We start from the raw sequence: 16,561 nt of genomic DNA on the forward strand, positions 1-16,561 counted from the left end.
AAAAACGCAGGGATCACTCAAAATAGCTGGCGGCATCGTCCCGGATGACCACATGCTCCACACCTGCCTCGGTCAGGGAGAGGGTCAGCTCCTCCCGGGCCGCTGCGTCCAGCGTAGAGGAGGACGGGACCTTCACCAGCAGATTCTTCACGCCCAGCTGGGCCGCAGGGGCTCCCAGCTGGCTGGAGGAGCCGGTCACCTCGGCCAGCGAATAACCGTACCAGAGCGTCACCGTATCTCCGAAACGGGCCTGCCAGGCGGCGATATCCGCAGTCAGCTGCCCGGCACGATCCACACCGTTGGTGTTGCCATAGTCCTGTTTGGCGCTGGTGGACGAGGGGAACTGGACATTTTCCAGCAGCACCTGATCAAACCCGGCGGCGTGCACCTCGGCGATCAGATCACCGATATACTGCACGGTCTCCGCGGCGTAGGGGTTCAGCCAGGGGTTGCCTCCAGCGGAAGCCTTGTTGTCCAGCCAGAGGTACTCCTGCCCCTGATACCGGATGGCCAGAGCGTGGTCGGCCCGGGCACCGGCAGGGTCACGGAAGGCAGTCAGCGCAGCCACCGGCACCAGCCCCTCCTCCTTGAAGATGGATGCCACACTCGTCAGCTCGACCTGCGTGGGGGCCGCATTGGCGGCACCCACCGCCGTCTGGGAGGCGTAATACACCTGCCCGGCGGTGTCCTTCAGGGTCAGGATGGCATAGGTCATGCCCTGTGCCTTGAGCTGCCGGGCGGCGGAGCGGATGGCGGCCTCGTCGGTCAGGGTGGTCACATCCACCTCTGCCCACAGGCCCGTCACAATATCAGTGCCCTTGACCTCTGGCTCCGGCTCCTTTTCCGGCACCGAGGAAGCTGCCGGTTCGCTGGCAGCGGTGCTCTGCGTCCCGGAGGATGCACTCTCGCTGACGGCACTGGATGCGGAAAGGTCACGATCCCGCACCACGGTATACCAGGTGTGGGTGGCCCAGTCCAGCACATGGGGCGCGGCCACCCAGGCCGCTGCCAGCACGGCCACCACCAGCACCGCAATGCCGATGCCCTTTTTCAGCCGCATCTCGCGGGTGTAAAAGCTGCGCCGGTAGCGCTTGACCTTCTGGCGTTTGGGATATCTTGCCATAATCAACCACCCTCCTTGGGGTCAACTTACAGGATCACGGAATGGCCGGTAAAGCCGTAGATGGCCAGCGCCAGCACACCGATATAGATCAGGGTGATGGGCAGGCCGCGGAATGCTTCGGGGATGGCCTTGCTGCGCAGGCGGTTGCCCGCCTCGGTCACCAGCATCACAGCCAGCAGGTAGCCCAGGCCGCTGCCCAGGCCAAAGCCGATGGACTGCGCCAGCGTAAAGCTCTGGGTGCGTTCCACCAGCACGGTGCCCAGCACGCCGCTGTTCACGGCGGCAATGGGCAGGATGCGGATGAGCAGGCCGCTGCGGGGGCCCTTGACCGCCCGCAGGATGGCGTGCTCAAAGATGCAGACCACCGCCACACAGGCCAGGTAGAGCAGCGGGCGGAGCTGGGCACGGTAGGGCAGATCCACGATCTGGCTGCCCGCAAAATACGCCAGCGGGGCCACCAGCGTCTGGGTAACACAGAGCAGCAGGGCAAACCACCAGCTGCTGGTGCGCTCGTCACCCACCAGCTGGATCAGGCGCGACACGCCCAGACCACGGGTAAAGATGGCGTTCTGGGCAAACAGGGCCAGCACGGCGTAGGCAAAGGCCACACCGATGGTATTCATCACAGCACTCACTGATCCTGCACCTCCTTCCGGGGGTGCGCAGCCAGAGTGCCGCGCGCCTCAGTTTTCAGGTATTCCTTGTGTTTGCGGGCCAGCGCGCGCCAGACGGCACACACCACGCCCAGCACGATGAAACCGCCTGCCGGCATGGATGCCATGGGCAGGACAGAGCGGCTGAGCTGGATCCCAAACACACTGCCCAGCGCCAGCCACTCCCGCAGGCAGCCCACGATGAACAGGATGAGCGCGTAGCCCACCGTGATGCGCAGACCCTTGGAGACAGCCTTGCGCATGGTTTCCTGCACACGGCCAAAGCGGTAGGTCAGCAGGGGCTCCACCACCAGCATGGGCAGGTAGATGCCCAGCATCAGCAGGTCGGTGCCGAACACGGCGTTCAGGATAGGATAAGCGGCGAGGTAGACCACCGCCGCACTGCCGCTGTACACCAGCGCCCGGGGCAGCAGCTTTTTCTCCAGCTCTTCCGGGGCGGGCTGCTCGTCCCGCAGGGGGAACAGGCGGCTGACCAGGCAGGCCAGCATCCGGGAAGGCGTGAGCAGCAGGGCCACAGCCACGGCCAGCATCAAAGCATTTTTGCCTGTGGTGGCAAGCACCACCAGCGGAGCCAGACCCATGCCCTGCATGACAACGGGATTATTTTTGAACACCCGGTCATGGTGGGCAAACTTCTCCGGATCACGGGTGATCAGTTCTGCAATGGAACGTTTCATTCAGCACCCTCCTTTCCGGCCGCAGGGCGGTGCATCAGCTGATACAGGCGGCTCTCGGTGCGGTCCATCCAGCCGGAAATGCTGTTGACCGTGAGCAGGGCAAAGCAGACACCCGTCTCGTACACGCCGTAATACCGGAAGCCCATGGTGATTGCCCCCACCAGCACACCGTACAGGATGCGGCCCAGACGGTGGTGGGCGCAGGTGTAGGGCTCGTTGAGCAGGAACACCGCACTGAACAGCATGGCACCGGTCAGCAGCTCGTCCCGCACGCACTGCAGGCGCAGGGCGATGTCCACGCCGTTCACCCCCACCTGACGGGGGAAGAGGAAGGCGATGAGGGCACAGGTGACCACAAAGCTGACAGAAGCGCTCAGACGGACATCCTTCTGCAGCCAGAGGAAAAGCCCGCAGGCCAGAAGGATGAGGGCAGCACCGGTGCCCATGGGGGCGGCATACTCGCCCAACACCAGCGAAATTGCGCCGATGTTCAGGCTGCCGCCGCTGCGCAGGGTATCCGAGATGGTGCTGGACACCGGCACGCCGGTGGCATCCCACAGGGGGATGTTGGTATAGGGCTGGGGGTAGCGAAACACCTGCTCCGGCCAGGACACCGCCGCCACGGCGTAGCCCACAGCAGCAGGGTTGAAGGGATAGCTGCCGTAGCCGCCAAACACCTCCTTGCCGATGAGGACACCGGCCAGCACCGCCATAATGACCACATACCAGTCCACCGTGGCGGGCATGAGCAGGGCGATGATGAGGGCAAAGCTCTCGTTGGAGAAATCCCCGGCCCGATACACGCGGCGGCGCAGCAGGGAGACCAGGCGGTCACACAGATTGCCGGTGAGCAGCGCCGCGCCGCAGAGCAGCAGGGGCCGCAGACCGTACAGGAAGCAGGCCATGCAGAGCAGCGGGATGGTCATAAAGCAGACGTGCAGATAGTACCGCCCCGTCTTTGCAAGCTCCTGCTCCTGCTGCTGGATCAAACGTTCATCCATGGTAAGGCACCTCTCACAGGGCGGCCAGACGGCGCACCGCCGCAGCCGGGTCGGCTGCGCCGAACACGGCACTGCCCGCCACCAGAATATCGGCACCCGCCTCCACACACAGGGGGGCGGTGGTGTCGTCCACGCCGCCATCCACTTCCAGCAGGTAGCGGGCGCTCCGCTTTGCCCGCTCTTCCTTGAGCCAGCGCAGCTTTTCCAGCGCCGAGGGCATGAACTTCTGCCCGCCGAAGCCGGGCTCCACGCTCATCACCAGCACCAGATCCAGCTGGTCGAGATACGGGGCCAGCGCCTCCGGATCAGTACCGGGCTTGATGGTCAGGCCCACCTTGCAGCCCAGTGCCTTGACCGCATCGATGGTCTGCTGGATGTCGTCCTCGCACTCGAGGTGGAAGTTGTACAGGCTGGCACCCGCCTTGATAAAAGGCTCTGCATACTGCAGCGGGTGGCTGATCATCAGGTGGACATCGTAGAATGCTGCGGGCATCCCCTTGTGCAGGCTTTTCAGCACCGGCACGCCAAAGCTGATGTTGGGCACAAAGTGGCCGTCCATCACGTCATAATGCAGCATCTGCGCACCGGCATCCAGCACCATGCGGCAGTCTGCGCCAAGCTGATTGAAATCAGCCGAAAGGATCGAAGGACTAATGATCGTCATTGTGTTTTATACTCTCCGTTATTTTTCAGAAAGATTACACCATTCGTTCTGCCAGAGCCCCTGTTTTGGGGCCGGAATGCAGGGCGGGCATGGTTATTCTTAGTTTACATGAAAACACGCAAAAAATCAAACCCGGAGCCGTGTTTTTCACGGAAAAGTCTCAAACCTGCCCCCGGATACATCCAAAATCCATTCCAAAACCAAAAACGACCAGACCGCCCCGCCCGTTTCAGGGGGACAGTCTGGCCGCGGATTCAGTTGACAGGCTTCATGCTGGCGGGGTCCTCCACCGGCACGGGCTGACCGGATTCGTCCGGCAGGCGCTTCATGCCGCTGGGGTTGGGGGGCGTGGCGGGCAGGGTGAACACGAACTGACACCACTCGCCCTGCTGGCTCTCCACACGGATCTGGCCTCCGGAAAGGTTGACCAGCACCTTGCAGATATTCAGGCCAAGACCGGCTCCCCGGGCGTGCAGGCCGCGGGACCTGTCCTCTTTGTAGAAGCGCTGGAACACATAGGGCAGCGCCTCGGGACTGATGCCCTGACCGGAATTCCAGATCGAGATCTCCACCTCGGGGCCCAGCTTCTCCACATGGAACTTGATGGTGCCGCCCGCCGGGGTGAACTTGATGGCATTGTCCAGAATGTTATAAGCCACCTGATGGATGAGGTCTGGGTCCGCGTAGACCAGCACCTTTTCATCCATGGTCAGGCCTTCCAGATCGATCATGCCGTCGTTGATGCGCTGCTCCGCCGAAAGGGCCACACCGGTGAGCGTCTCCCAGATGTTGAACATCCGGGCGTTCACCTGATACTCGCCGCTTTCCAGCTTGGAGAGATCGAGCATGTTCTGGATGAGCCGGGCCAGGCGGCCGGTCTCCTCGCTGACCAGCTGCAGGTAGTGGTTCTGCATATCGGGCGGGATGGTGCCGTCCAGAATGCCGTCCACAAAGCCCTTGATGGTGGTCATGGGGGTGCGCAGCTCGTGGGCGATGTTGCCCATGAACTGGCCGCGGGAATTGTCGTTGGACTGGATGTTCTCCGCCATCTGGTTGAAGGTGTGGGCCAGATCCACCACTTCGCCCTCACCTTCCACGCCCTCGACACGGACAGAGAAGTCCCCGCCGCCAAACCGCTGGGCGGCATCGGTGATCTTCTGGAGCGGGTCGGTCAGCTTCCGCATCAGGAAGGAGGTCAGCACGCTGGCGCAGAGCAGCATGACACAGGCCGAGAAGAAGAAGTTCGACCAGAACTCCTCCTTGAAGTCGGTCAGCCGCGCGCCGGAGGAGCAGAGGAAGAGATAGCCGCTGTTGTTGCCCCGTGCATCCTGCATGTGCCGCACCGAGACATAACTCTTCTCAGTCAGCACACCATCCAGCGTGCTCAGGGTGTGGTAGGGCTGATCCCCGGCAACTTTTTTCATAAGCTCCGGCCCCACAATATCTGTTCCCACCATCTCGGGGTTGGAGGCAATGAGAACCCTGCCCTCTTCATCGGTAAAAAACAGGTAGGCCTCGGCGCTCTCGCCGATGATCTCCAGCTTGGTGTTCAGGGCATCCAGCTCAGCCCCCTTGGGCAGAGCCGCCTGCTGCACGATATAATCCGCCGCGCGCTGGGTCACATCCGCCACGCTGTCCAGCGTGTCGTACCGCTCCTGGGCAAAATAGCGGCTGAACAGCAGCCACTCGGAACAGCCCAGCACCGCCGTGCCCAGCACCAGCAGGGTGGCCACCATCGAAAAGAAGGTGACCGAAATACTTTTGCGCATTACTGACGCACCTCGAACTTATAGCCCACGCCCCAGACGGTCTTGAGCTCCCACTTGTCGGAAGCGCCCGCCAGCTTTTCGCGCAGGCGCTTGACATGGACATCGATGGTGCGGCTGTCGCCGTAGTACTCAAAGCCCCACACCTCGTCCAGCAGCTGGTCGCGGGTGTAAACACGGTTGGGGTGGGAGGCCAGGCAGTTCAGCAGCTCCAGCTCCTTGGGGGGAGCCTCCACCACCTTGCCCTTGACCCGAAGCTCGTAGCTGTTCATGTCCAGCCGCAGGTTGTCGAACTCGATCACACCCTCAGTGCTCTCGGTCTGGGCGGTGGTGGTGGTGCAGCGGCGCAGCACCGCCTTGATGCGGGCCACGACTTCCTTGGTGTCAAAGGGCTTGACCATGTAATCGTCTGCGCCCAGCTCCAGGCCCAGCACCTTGTCAAAGGTCTCGCCCTTGGCGGTCAGCATCATCACGGGGGTGTTGCCCAGCTTGCGGATGCGGCGGCAGACCTCCAGGCCATCCATCTTGGGCATCATCACATCCAGCAGCACCATATCGGGCTTAACCTGATTGAACTTGTCCAGACCTTCTTCGCCGTCGTTCGCGGTGGTGACCTGATAGCCCTCCTTGGTCAGATAAAGCCGCAGCAGCTCGCAGATGTTGGTATCGTCGTCCACGACGAGGATCTTTTCGTTTGCCATGAGTGTTCCTCCTGTACCTGATACTCCAAAAATCAAATTCTCCGGCTGTCTGCCGGAGCAGTATTTCCGAATCAAACAGGGTAAAGTTCCCCTATCCCTTATTATACGGAATAGTTATGACAAAATAAAGAAGGTTTTGTATGATTTTTGGGACGCAGGCTCCGCCGCTCAGCTCATCATCAGCCGGATGATCTCCTCATTGGTCTGCCGCATCCCGTCCTTGCCCAGACGTCCGATGCCCTTGATGGTGGTCTCGATGTCCTTCATCACGATGCCATCGCCGCCCTTGAACTCCTGATTGCACTTGTACATGTTGTAGCCCAGCAGCGCCGCATCCACCGAAGATGCGATCTTTGCGGCGCAGGAAGCCTTGGCTCCGTCGCACACGATGCCGGACACAATGGCAAGGGCGTTGACCACCGTGTGGATGGCAGCCTGATAGCCGTCGCCGCACAGGTACACGATGCCTGCGCCTGCACCCGCACCCGCGCTGACCGCGCCGCAGTAGGCAGACAGGGTGCCGATGCCGGTCTTTTCGTGGATGGCCACCAGATTGGAGATGATGAGGGCGCGGTAGAGCTTTTCCTTGCCGCTGTGCAGCTCCTTGGCGTACTCGATGAGGGGCACCGAGCAGGTGATGCCCTGATTGCCGCTGCCGGAGTTGATGATGACCGGCAGCTCGCAGCCGTTCATGCGGGCATCGGAGCCGGCGGCGGCCTTGGCTTTTGCGCGGTTGGAGACATCGTTGCCGTAAGTGGTCAGCAGCACCCGCCCGATGTTGGCACCGTAGTCGCCCAGCAGGCCCTCTTCTGCAATGGCGTTGTTGTAGCGGATCTGCCGTTCCAGCAGGTCTGCCACGTCCCGCAGGTCGGCGGTCTCGGCAAAGTCCCAGATGTCCTGCATGTTCAGCAGGCTGCGGTCGGCGCGGGCATCCTCCTGCACGGTCTCGTCCAGCAGGGGCACCTCGTACAGCACCGTGCCGTTCTTCTCGATGCGGCAGATGTTGGTGTGGTAGTCCGCGATGCGCACCCGGGCGTAGTCCTGCCCGCAGCGCTCGGTGACGACGATGTCAAACACATGCCCCTGCTCGGTGTGCTCGATGGTGATGGGCACCGTCTGCAGATAGTCCCGGATGGCAGACTTCTTTTCCTCGCTGACCTCCGAGATGACCTCCAGCTCCTTCTCAGCGGAACCGGCGATGATGCCTGCCGCCACCGCCGCCTCCATGCCCTTCAGGTGCCCGGTGTTGGGCACGATGACGCTTTTCACGTTCTTGATGATGCTGCCGCTCACCTGCAGCTGCACGCTGTCCGGCAGCACCCCCAGCACCTCGCGGGCTTTTGCCGCCGCATAGGCCAGCGCGATGGGCTCTGTGCAGCCCATCGCCGGGATCAGCTCCTCCTTCAGGATCTCCACATAAGCCTGATAGCGCGGGTCGTTGCGTTCCATAACATCCTCCTGCCTTCCCTTCCGGAAATCGGTTCGTATTTTAAGAACAGTATAATATAGAACTCCCGCCGTGTAAATCCGTTGTTTTGCGCCCATCCCCTTGCGCTCCGGGTTTTCATCGCGTATAATGATAGTTGTATCGTTATGCCAAAAAAACGTGTAAGGAGCGTATTTTATATGAAGTTAGGTATCGTCGGTCTGCCGAACGTCGGCAAGTCCACTCTGTTCAACGCCATCACCTCCACCAAGAACGCGGAAGCCGCCAACTACCCCTTCTGCACCATTGAGCCCAACAGCGGCATCGTGGCCGTGCCGGACAAGCGGCTGGACAAGCTGGCTGAGATCTGGCAGACCAATAAAAAAACACCTGCCATCGTGGAGTTTGTAGACATCGCCGGTCTGGTCAAGGGTGCCAGCCAGGGTGCAGGCCTGGGCAACAAGTTCCTGGGCCACATCCGCGAGTGTGATGCCATCGTGCACGTGGTGCGCTGCTTTGATGACGACAACATCATCCATGTGGTGGAGGACGTGACCAAGGCCGAGGCCGTGGACCCCATCGCCGACATCGATGCCATTGACTACGAGCTGATCCTCTCTGACCTGGAGGTCGTTCAGAACCGCGCGGGCCGGATGGCCAAGGCTGCCAAGAGCGGCAACAACAAGGGCGCTGCCGCAGAGGCTGCCTGGCTGCAGAAGCTGGCCGACCACCTGAGCGCAGGCAAGCCCGCCCGCAGCTTTGACTTTGACGAGGGGGATGCCGAGCAGCAGGCCGTGCTGCACGAGATGGGCCTGCTGAGCTCCAAGCCCGTGCTCTACGCCTGCAACGTGGGCGAGGATGACCTGATGGAGGGCATTGAGAACAACCGCTATGTCCCGCTGGTGGCCGCCCGCGCCGCCGAGGAGGGGGCCCGCTATATTCCCATCTGCGCCAAGACCGAAGAAGACATTGCCGACTACTCCCCCGAGGAGAAGAAGGCTTTCCTGGCCGAGATGGGCATCGAGGCCAGCGGCCTGGACAACCTGATCACTGCCAGCTACGACCTGCTGGGCCTCATCTCCTTCCTGACCGACGGCAAGAAGGAGTGCCGCGCCTGGACCATCCGCAAGGGCACCAAGGCACCTCAGGCCGCCGGTAAGATCCACAGCGATTTCGAGCGCGGCTTCATCCGCGCCAGCGTCATCGGTTACGGCGACCTGGAAGCCAACAACTTCGATTATGCCGCTGTCAAGGCCAAGGGCCTGCAGCGCACCGAGGGCAAGGAGTACGTCGTGAAGGACGGCGACGTGATCGAGTTCCTGTTCAACGTCTGATGTATGATAAAAGTGTCTCCCGCGCGCCGCGCGGGAGACACTTTTGCCCAGGAGAAAGGACATCTATATGATTATCGGAATTATGGGCGCAATGCCCGATGAAGTCGATCAGCTGTGTGCAAAACTGGAAAATGTCACCGTGGAGCCCTACGGCGGCGTGGAGTACCACAGGGGCACGCTGGCAGGCAAGCAGGTCGTGGTCTGCTGTGCAGGCATGGGCAAGGCCAATGCCGCCGCCACCACTCAGGTGCTCATCACCCGATACGGTGCCGAGAAGATCATCTTCTCCGGCATTGCAGGCAATATGACCAGCAAGATCGGCATTGGTGATGTGGTCATCGGCAAGACGGTGCTCTACCACGATGCCCAGCTGGACATGATCTGCCAGAACCCGCCCTACCTGAAGGAGTACGCCGGCGATCCGGCCCTCATCACCGCCGCTGAAAAAGCCTGCGCCGAGGCCGGGGTCAAGGCCCTGACCGGCAAGATCGCCACTGGCGACCTGTTCGTGGGCGACAGCGAGACCAAGGCCGCCATCGAAGCCAAGTGCGCCCCCGACTGTGTTGAGATGGAGGGTGCTGCCGTGAGCCAGATCGCCGCCAAGAACGATGTGCCCTGTGTCATCCTCCGGGCCATGAGCGACAACGCCGACGAAGACGGCCACGAGGTGCTGGTGGTGAAGAAGTTCAGCATCGCCGAGTATGTGGCTACCGCCACCCGGATCGTGGCGGCCATGGTAGAAGCACTCTGAGCAGCCGGAGCAGCCTTTACAGAAACTGCTCCAGTTTCAGCCGGTTCTCTTCCTCCAGATCCTGCAGCTTCTGCATCAGGCGCTTGGAGCCGGGAGCCGCATCGGGATAATCCTTCTGGCTCTTGATACAGTCCATCACGCCCTGGCTGCTCCCCTCGCTGAGCATTTCGGCCAGATTGCGGGTAGATCTGTCGGTGAGCGTTTTCATGCCGATGCCCATTTTGGTGTTGAGCTTTGCCATGATGCTCTGGCCCTGAGCCGTGCCGCCGCAGGCCTCGATGGCGGTGTGGGCCTCCTGATTCAGTTCCCGGTAGAGGTTCCGCTCCCGCAGGAGCTCGGCCCGGAAGGCAGGGTCCTCGGTCATGGGCACGATCTGTTCCAGCGTGTTCTTGCCCATCTCCGTGTTCTGCACCACCGCTTCCAGCAGATTCAGGTTATCATTTTTCTGATTTTCCATACAAAAATCCCCCTTTGTGGCACTAGCTTGTACCGCAAAGGGGGATTTTATGCATTCGGTTTATTTGCTGCAGATCTGGTCGCCGCCGGCGGTCTGGGCCGCCTTCAGGCGCTGCTCGCACAGCTGATACAGCGCGTCCCAGTTCTTGCCCCGCACCTCGCCGGTGCAGGCGCAGCCGATGGACTGGGTAAAGGGCACCCGGCGCATCAGGCCCACCGATGCCACACACGCGCGGGGCATCTCGGCATAAATGCCGTTCAGCTCCTCGGCCAGCTCTGCGCAGTTCTTATCCGCACAGCCGATGGCGAACAGCGTGTCCGTCAGGCGGCAGACCACCCGCTCTGCAGGGCGGTCGTAGTACTTTTTCCACTGGTTGGCCACAAAACAGACCAGCTGGTTCATCACGGCATCGCCCTGCCGGGTGCGCATCCCGTCCTCATCGTCCAGCGCCACCAGCGCCAGCGAAGCGCAGCGATGGGCATCCGTCCACTCATCCAGCCGGGTGCAGAACTCCGTTTCAAAATAACGGCGGTTGAACACGCCGGTCAGGAAATCGTGATTCATATCGTCCCGGCAGAGCTCCCGCTCCCGCGCGGTCATCCGGTCCTCCGGCAGGTCGCTGCCCGCCAGCGGAGCCGTCATCTGCAGCTGCCAGAGCTTGCCGTCCGCCTCGATCAGGCGGCGCAGCACGCAGTCCACCTGCCCATTGCGCAGGACATAATCCACCTGCAGGCCATCGTCCTGCCAGGTGTCCGCGGTCTCCTCATCGGCTTCCGTCAGGGTCACGTCTTCAAAGGCGGTCTGTGCGTTTTCTGCAAAGGCGCGCAGATCCTGTTCCGTCCATTCTTTTTTCATGCGTTTTTCCCCATTATCCGGTGCCGGACTCTCTCCCCTCCGGCACAGCTTTGCCACACGGCCGCTGAAAGCGCAGCCCCCATTACCGGAATTATACCATCTTGTGCCGGGCGTTTCCAGCAAAACGCACAAACTTTAACGTAATTTTTTACATTTTCGTCAAACTGCTAAACACACTCCGGGTTTCCGGCCCGGTTATGTACGGCAGTACACGGCGCACTCCGCCAGAATGCGCTTGGCCAGCGCGGCAGTGTCGAACCCATCGGCGGCGCGCCAGCTCCAGTTTCCACCCAGCTTGCCGGGGCTGTTCAGGTGGGCTTCCTCGCCCAGGCCCAGCCAGTCGGCCATGGGGATGATGGCACGGTCGGCCACAGAGCCCAGCGCAGCCCGGAGCAGCGCGGTGCGGGCCGCCTCTGTTTTGACAGCGGCCACCTCCTTTGCGGTGGGCTGACAGCCGGTCAGATGCAGGTAGGCGGCGGCCACAGCCTTCTCCTTGGCCGATGCACTCTCGTCCCACCAGGCGGTCAGCGTCGTGTTGTCGTGGGTGCCGGGGTAGACCACGCTGTTCTTGACGTGGTTGTGGGGCAGGTACTCGCTGTCCCCGCCGCCGAACGCGAACTGCAGCACCTTCATGCCCGGGAAGGTGCTGTCTGCCAGAAGCTCCCGCACACTGGGGAACAGCTCACCCAGATCCTCGGCGATGATGGGCAGCTTGCCCAGCGCACCTTCCAGCGCGTTGAACAGCTCCATCCGGGGGCCGGTCTCCCACTTGCCGGTCTTGGCGGTAGTGCTGTCTGCCGGGATGGCCCAGTAGGTGTCAAAACCACGGAAGTGGTCGATGCGGAGCAGGTCATAGATGCCCAGCGCATGGCGGACACGCTGGATCCACCAGGCATAGCCGGTCTGCTTATGGTAGGGCCAGTTATACAGCGGGTTGCCCCAGAGCTGGCCGTCTGCCGAGAAGTAATCCGGCGGGCAGCCTGCCACCCGGGCAAAGCCGCCGTCTGCATCCAGCTCAAACAGCGGGCCGCCCACCCAGGCATCCACGGAATCTGCCGAAACATAGATGGGGATATCGCCCAGGATCTGCACGTTGTTGGCGTTGGCGTAGGCTTTCAGCTTCTTCCACTGGATGCTGAACTCGTACTGCAGAAACTTCCAGAAGCCGATCTCTTCCTCGTTCTCTGCCTTAAAAGCTTCCAGCGCCTGCGGCTCCCGCTTGCGGTACTCCCGGGGCCACTCGGTCCAGCTCTTCATGCCGTTGGCGGTCTTGAGGGCCATGTAGAGGGCATAATCCTCCAGCCAGCCCTCGTTTTCCAGCGTGAAGGCATAGTACGCATCCGGATAGTAATAGGCACAGCCGTGCTGGCCCGCGCACTGCCTGCGCCAGGCGGCATAGGCGGCACGCAGGACCTTGTAGCGGCTGGTGTACAGGGTGCCGTAATCCACGTTCAGCGGGTCCTTGCCCCAAGGCTCGGCCTTGAGCTGGGCGGCTGTCAGCAGCCCCTCGGCTTTCAGAGCATCCAGATCAATGAAATAGGGGTTGCCCGCAAAGGCAGAGCAGCTCTGGTAGGGGCTGTCCCCATAGCCCGTGGGGCTCAGGGGCAGGATCTGCCAGATCTTCTGGCCTGCCGCCGCAAGGAAATCCACAAATTTTTCTGCCTTTTTGCCAAAGCAGCCGATCCCGTAGGGGCCGGGCAGGCTGGACACCGGCATCAGAATACCACTTTCACGCATTGTAAATCCTTCCTCGTCTCAAACTTTTTGCTGGGGCTTGTCTGTTTTCTATCATAACATAACCGCAGACTATTTTCCACAGGCAAAAAACGTGGTATACTTGTTTTTATATTAGGAGGTGCTTATGCAGCCAACCGAAAAATACTATGAACACGATGCCTACCGCCGGGAGGCGGTGGGGCATATTTTAGCCGCAGAGCCGGACAGCCGGACCGGCGGCGGGCGCATCGCGCTGGACGGCACGGTGTTTTACCCCGAGGGCGGCGGCCAGCCTGCCGACCGGGGCACCCTGACCCTTGCCGACGGCACGGTGCTGACCGTCACCGATGTCCACGAGCAGGCGGGTGTCATCTGGCACATGGTCACTTCCCTGCCCGCCGGGGCGGTGCCCGGGGCCGAAGCCGCACAGGCCATCGACTGGGCGTGGCGTTTTGACAAGATGCAGCAGCACACCGGCGAGCACATCCTCTCCGGCATCCTGCACAGCATGTTCGGGGCCGAGAACGTGGGCTTCCACATCGGCTCCGATGCCGTGCGGATGGACACGAACATCCCCATCTCCGCCGAGGGGCTGAAAGCGGCCGAGACTGCCGCCAACCGCATCATCTGGGAGAATGTACCGGTGAACATCACCTACCCCACCCGGGAGGAGCTGGCCGCCCTGACCTACCGCTCCAAAAAGGAGATCGAGGGGCAGGTGCGGATCGTGACCATCCCCGGGGCGGATGTCTGTGCCTGCTGCGGCACCCACACCGCCTTTACCGGTGCGGTGGGCCAGATCAAGATCCTGGCCGCCGAAAACTATAAGGGCGGCGTGCGCCTGAGCATCGTCTGCGGCGGGCGCGCGCTGGAAGCCGCGCAGGCCATGCGGGCACGGCAGGCAGAGATCGGTGCCCTGCTCAGCGCCAAGGCCAGCGAGACGGCCAACGCCGTGCACCGGGTGTATGACGAGTACACCGCCCTGAAATTCACCCACTTCGGGCTGTGCAGCCAGCTCTTTGACGCGCTGGCCGCGCAGGTAACGCCCGGTGCGGATGCCATCCGCATCGTGCCGGGGCTGGACCCGGACGGCCTGCACCGGCTGGCTGTCCGCCTGACCGAAGCCACCACCGGCCTGTGCGCGGCCCTGACCCCCAACGAAAAGGGCACCGGCTACTGCCTTGCCCAGGCGGGCGGCGATGTCCGCGCCCTGACCAAAGCCCTGAACGCCGCCCTCAATGGCCGCGGCGGCGGCAAACCCGGCATCTGCCAGGGAAGCTGCGCCGCAGAGCCGGAACAGGTGGAAGAATTTTTGCGGAAGCAAGACCGGTAAGCATCCTCGCCCTCTCCGTCTTTGCTTCGCAAAGCCACCTCTCCCAAAGGGAGAGGCTTTGGCAGTGCGAAAAACCATCCGTTTTTGCCAAAGGCTCCCCCTTTGGGGGAGCTGGCGCGTCAGCGCCTGAGAGGGCGAGCCACGTTAATTTTAAGGAGAACAACAAACTATGAGAATGCGTTTCAAACCCTACGCCCACGATGAGCTGATGGCCGCCGATTTCCACATCCACGAGCCCCTGATCTGGGGCGGCAAGTGGCACGCACAGTATGCCCGCCCGGAGCAGCCCTTTGTGCTGGAGCTGGGCTGCGGCAAGGGCGGCTTTATCTCCCAGCTGGCCTGCGCCCACCCGGAGAACAACTATCTGGGCATCGACATCACCGACAAGGTGCTGATCCTTGCCAAGCGCAAGATCGAGGCCGCTTACACCGAGGCAGGCCGCCCCATCGACAACGTGAAGATCATGAGCACTGACATCGAGCGCATCAAGGGCGTGCTCACCGCCGAGGATACCGTCAGCCGCATCTATATCAACTTCTGCAACCCGTGGAGCAAGAACGCTTCCTCCAACAAGCACCGGCTCACCTATCCCCGCCAGCTCATCCAGTACCGCGAATTCCTGAAGGACGGCGGCGAGATCTACTTCAAGACCGATGACGACGACCTGTTCCGCGACAGCCTGGAGTACTTCCCCGCTTCCGGCTACGAGATCACCTGGAAGACCTTTGACCTGCACGAGAACGAGCCGGAGTGGAATATCCGCACCGAGCACGAGGGGATGTTCACCGAGATGGGCATCAGGATCAAGGCCCTGATCGCCAAAAAGCTGCCCGGCGATGCCGCCGTGACCTGGATCGAACCCAAGGTCCTGAAAAAGAGGAAGGCTGCGGAGGAAGCCGCTGCCGCCGCAAAGGAGGAGTAAGATGTCCTTTTTTGTCAACACCATGGTCTGCGGCTTTTCGCTGTATCAGATCCTGGCGTTTTTCCTGATCTACTCCTGCCTGGGCTGGTGCCTGGAGGTCATCTATGCCGCCGTTTCCACCGGTCAGCTGGTGAACCGCGGCTTTCTGAACGGCCCGGTCTGCCCCATCTACGGCTTTGGCATGATCATCGTGCTGTTCACCCTTTCGCCGCTGGCAGACAACCTGCTGCTGCTCTATCTCGGCGGCGTGATCCTGCCCAGCGTACTGGAGCTGGTGGGCGGCTGGGCGCTCTACAAGCTCTACCACACCCGGTGGTGGGATTACAGCGACTTCCCCTTCAACATCGGCGGATATATCTGCCTGGAGTTCTCCCTTTTGTGGGGCGTGGGCACCGTTGTGGTGATGAAGGCCGTTCACCCCGTGATCGCGGGCTTTGTGGCGATGGTCCCCCAGATGGTGGGCTTTGTCCTCATGTGCATCCTGTACGCCTGCTACGCCGCCGACGTGGTCGTGACCGCCTTTGCGGCCTCTGACCTGGCCCGTGAGCTGGATGCCCTGGAAAAGGTGGCCGACAGTATGCACGCCGTGTCCGATGCCATGACCGAGCTGCTGGGCACCACCGCCATGGATGTGGACCAGAAGATGGACGAGAGCCGCCTGCAGCTCAAGCTGGCGGCTGCCGAGGCCCGGAACAATGCCGCCAAACTGAGCCCCCGGGATGCCGCTGCCGCCCTGCGCGCCAAGGCCGACGAGGCCATGGAGGCTGCCCGCAAGTCCTCGCAGGAGGCCCGGCTCAATGCCTCTGAGGCCGCCGCTGCCGTCAAGCTGGCCGCCAGGGGCACCGCAGAGCGCACGGCAGAGCTGCTCCGTCTGGAACAGCTGGCCGAGGAGCTGCAGGCCCGCAGCGAGGAGATGCGCGCCCGCACCCGGAGCTCCAAGTACTTTGGCAAGGGCCGTATGCTCCGCGCTTACCCCAAGCTGCGCCACGGCGAAAAGCACCGCTCTCTGGACGAGCTGCGGGAGCGCCTGAAGTACGAGCGCAGGCACTGACCCTGCCCGTTGCAGATAATACAGTAGAAGCCCCCTTGGTATTCGCAGTACCGAGGGGGCTTCTTGTTGCTTTGGTGGAACCATGGAATGGTTCCGTAGTCTCATCTACA

The 16,561-nt window shown here is 62.0% G+C and carries 16 protein-coding genes; 5 read left to right on the forward strand and 11 right to left on the reverse strand.

The window, feature by feature from the left end; genetic code table 11:
* Positions 1-13 precede the first annotated feature (13 nt).
* From J3351_RS05770 to J3351_RS05805, 8 genes are all read right to left on the reverse strand, one after another.
* Entirely contained in the window at positions 14-1,123 is a 1,110-nt protein-coding gene (locus J3351_RS05770) for a putative glycoside hydrolase (protein ID WP_207697299.1), read from the reverse strand.
* A 26-nt stretch (positions 1,124-1,149) separates the two neighbouring features.
* A complete protein-coding gene (locus J3351_RS05775) occupies positions 1,150-1,758 on the reverse strand; it encodes an electron transport complex protein RnfA (RefSeq protein WP_227610946.1) in 609 nt (202 codons plus the stop codon).
* Positions 1,755-2,474 (reverse strand): Rnf-Nqr domain containing protein, encoded by a 720-nt coding sequence (locus tag J3351_RS05780; protein WP_097773173.1) that lies wholly within the window; start codon positions 2,472-2,474, stop codon positions 1,755-1,757. The genes J3351_RS05775 and J3351_RS05780 overlap by 4 nt, the downstream gene beginning before the upstream one ends.
* Positions 2,471-3,475: an RnfABCDGE type electron transport complex subunit D gene (locus J3351_RS05785; protein WP_207697300.1), complete on the reverse strand. Its 1,005-nt coding sequence runs from the start codon at positions 3,473-3,475 to the stop codon at positions 2,471-2,473. The genes J3351_RS05780 and J3351_RS05785 overlap by 4 nt, the downstream gene beginning before the upstream one ends.
* A gap of 13 nt (positions 3,476-3,488) precedes the next feature.
* Positions 3,489-4,139 carry a ribulose-phosphate 3-epimerase gene (rpe, locus tag J3351_RS05790; RefSeq protein ID WP_097771380.1) on the reverse strand — a complete coding sequence of 217 codons (651 nt, stop codon included), beginning with the start codon at positions 4,137-4,139 and terminating at the stop codon, positions 3,489-3,491.
* A 254-nt stretch (positions 4,140-4,393) separates the two neighbouring features.
* Positions 4,394-5,908 carry a HAMP domain-containing sensor histidine kinase gene (locus J3351_RS05795; RefSeq protein WP_207697301.1) on the reverse strand — a complete coding sequence of 505 codons (1,515 nt, stop codon included), beginning with the start codon at positions 5,906-5,908 and terminating at the stop codon, positions 4,394-4,396.
* A complete protein-coding gene (locus J3351_RS05800) occupies positions 5,908-6,606 on the reverse strand; it encodes a response regulator transcription factor (protein WP_005934701.1) in 699 nt (232 codons plus the stop codon). The genes J3351_RS05795 and J3351_RS05800 overlap by 1 nt, the downstream gene beginning before the upstream one ends.
* A gap of 168 nt (positions 6,607-6,774) precedes the next feature.
* On the reverse strand, positions 6,775-8,055 hold the full coding sequence (locus J3351_RS05805; RefSeq protein WP_035394634.1) for a serine dehydratase subunit alpha family protein: 1,281 nt from the start codon (positions 8,053-8,055) through the stop codon (positions 6,775-6,777).
* Positions 8,056-8,232: 177 nt separating this feature from the next.
* Between J3351_RS05805 and ychF the strand changes: the two genes are divergently transcribed.
* Together ychF and J3351_RS05815 are read left to right on the forward strand one after the other, a co-directional pair.
* The gene (ychF, locus tag J3351_RS05810) at positions 8,233-9,366 is read left to right on the forward strand and encodes a redox-regulated ATPase YchF (RefSeq protein WP_097771383.1); all 1,134 of its coding nucleotides are present in this window, start codon (positions 8,233-8,235) and stop codon (positions 9,364-9,366) included.
* Positions 9,367-9,433: 67 nt separating this feature from the next.
* On the forward strand, positions 9,434-10,117 hold the full coding sequence (locus tag J3351_RS05815) for a 5'-methylthioadenosine/adenosylhomocysteine nucleosidase (protein WP_207697302.1): 684 nt from the start codon (positions 9,434-9,436) through the stop codon (positions 10,115-10,117).
* 16 nt (positions 10,118-10,133) lie between these two features.
* On the opposite strand, the gene J3351_RS05820 is transcribed toward J3351_RS05815, so the two are convergent.
* The 3 genes from J3351_RS05820 to malQ all read right to left on the reverse strand — a co-directional run bounded on the left by J3351_RS05820 (position 10,134) and on the right by malQ (position 13,166).
* Positions 10,134-10,574 (reverse strand): hypothetical protein, encoded by a 441-nt coding sequence (locus tag J3351_RS05820; RefSeq protein WP_005934706.1) that lies wholly within the window; start codon positions 10,572-10,574, stop codon positions 10,134-10,136.
* Between the two features lie 60 nt (positions 10,575-10,634).
* Positions 10,635-11,429: a diguanylate cyclase domain-containing protein gene (locus J3351_RS05825; RefSeq protein WP_117535880.1), complete on the reverse strand. Its 795-nt coding sequence runs from the start codon at positions 11,427-11,429 to the stop codon at positions 10,635-10,637.
* A 195-nt stretch (positions 11,430-11,624) separates the two neighbouring features.
* Positions 11,625-13,166 (reverse strand): 4-alpha-glucanotransferase, encoded by a 1,542-nt coding sequence (gene malQ / locus J3351_RS05830; RefSeq protein WP_207697303.1) that lies wholly within the window; start codon positions 13,164-13,166, stop codon positions 11,625-11,627.
* 124 nt (positions 13,167-13,290) lie between these two features.
* Here malQ and J3351_RS05835 point away from each other — a divergent pair, with 124 nt between their 5' ends.
* The 3 genes from J3351_RS05835 to J3351_RS05845 all read left to right on the forward strand — a co-directional run bounded on the left by J3351_RS05835 (position 13,291) and on the right by J3351_RS05845 (position 16,451).
* Positions 13,291-14,478 carry an alanyl-tRNA editing protein gene (locus J3351_RS05835; protein WP_207697304.1) on the forward strand — a complete coding sequence of 396 codons (1,188 nt, stop codon included), beginning with the start codon at positions 13,291-13,293 and terminating at the stop codon, positions 14,476-14,478.
* Between the two features lie 169 nt (positions 14,479-14,647).
* Complete coding sequence (trmB, locus tag J3351_RS05840; protein WP_207697305.1) at positions 14,648-15,400, forward strand: tRNA (guanosine(46)-N7)-methyltransferase TrmB; 753 nt, start codon at positions 14,648-14,650, stop codon at positions 15,398-15,400.
* Between the two features lies 1 nt (position 15,401).
* On the forward strand, positions 15,402-16,451 hold the full coding sequence (locus J3351_RS05845; RefSeq protein ID WP_207697306.1) for a putative ABC transporter permease: 1,050 nt from the start codon (positions 15,402-15,404) through the stop codon (positions 16,449-16,451).
* The last annotated feature ends 110 nt before the right edge of the window (positions 16,452-16,561 follow it).

Source organism: Faecalibacterium sp. Marseille-Q0746 (assembly GCF_017377595.1).
GTDB lineage: Bacteria > Bacillota > Clostridia > Oscillospirales > Ruminococcaceae > Faecalibacterium > Faecalibacterium duncaniae.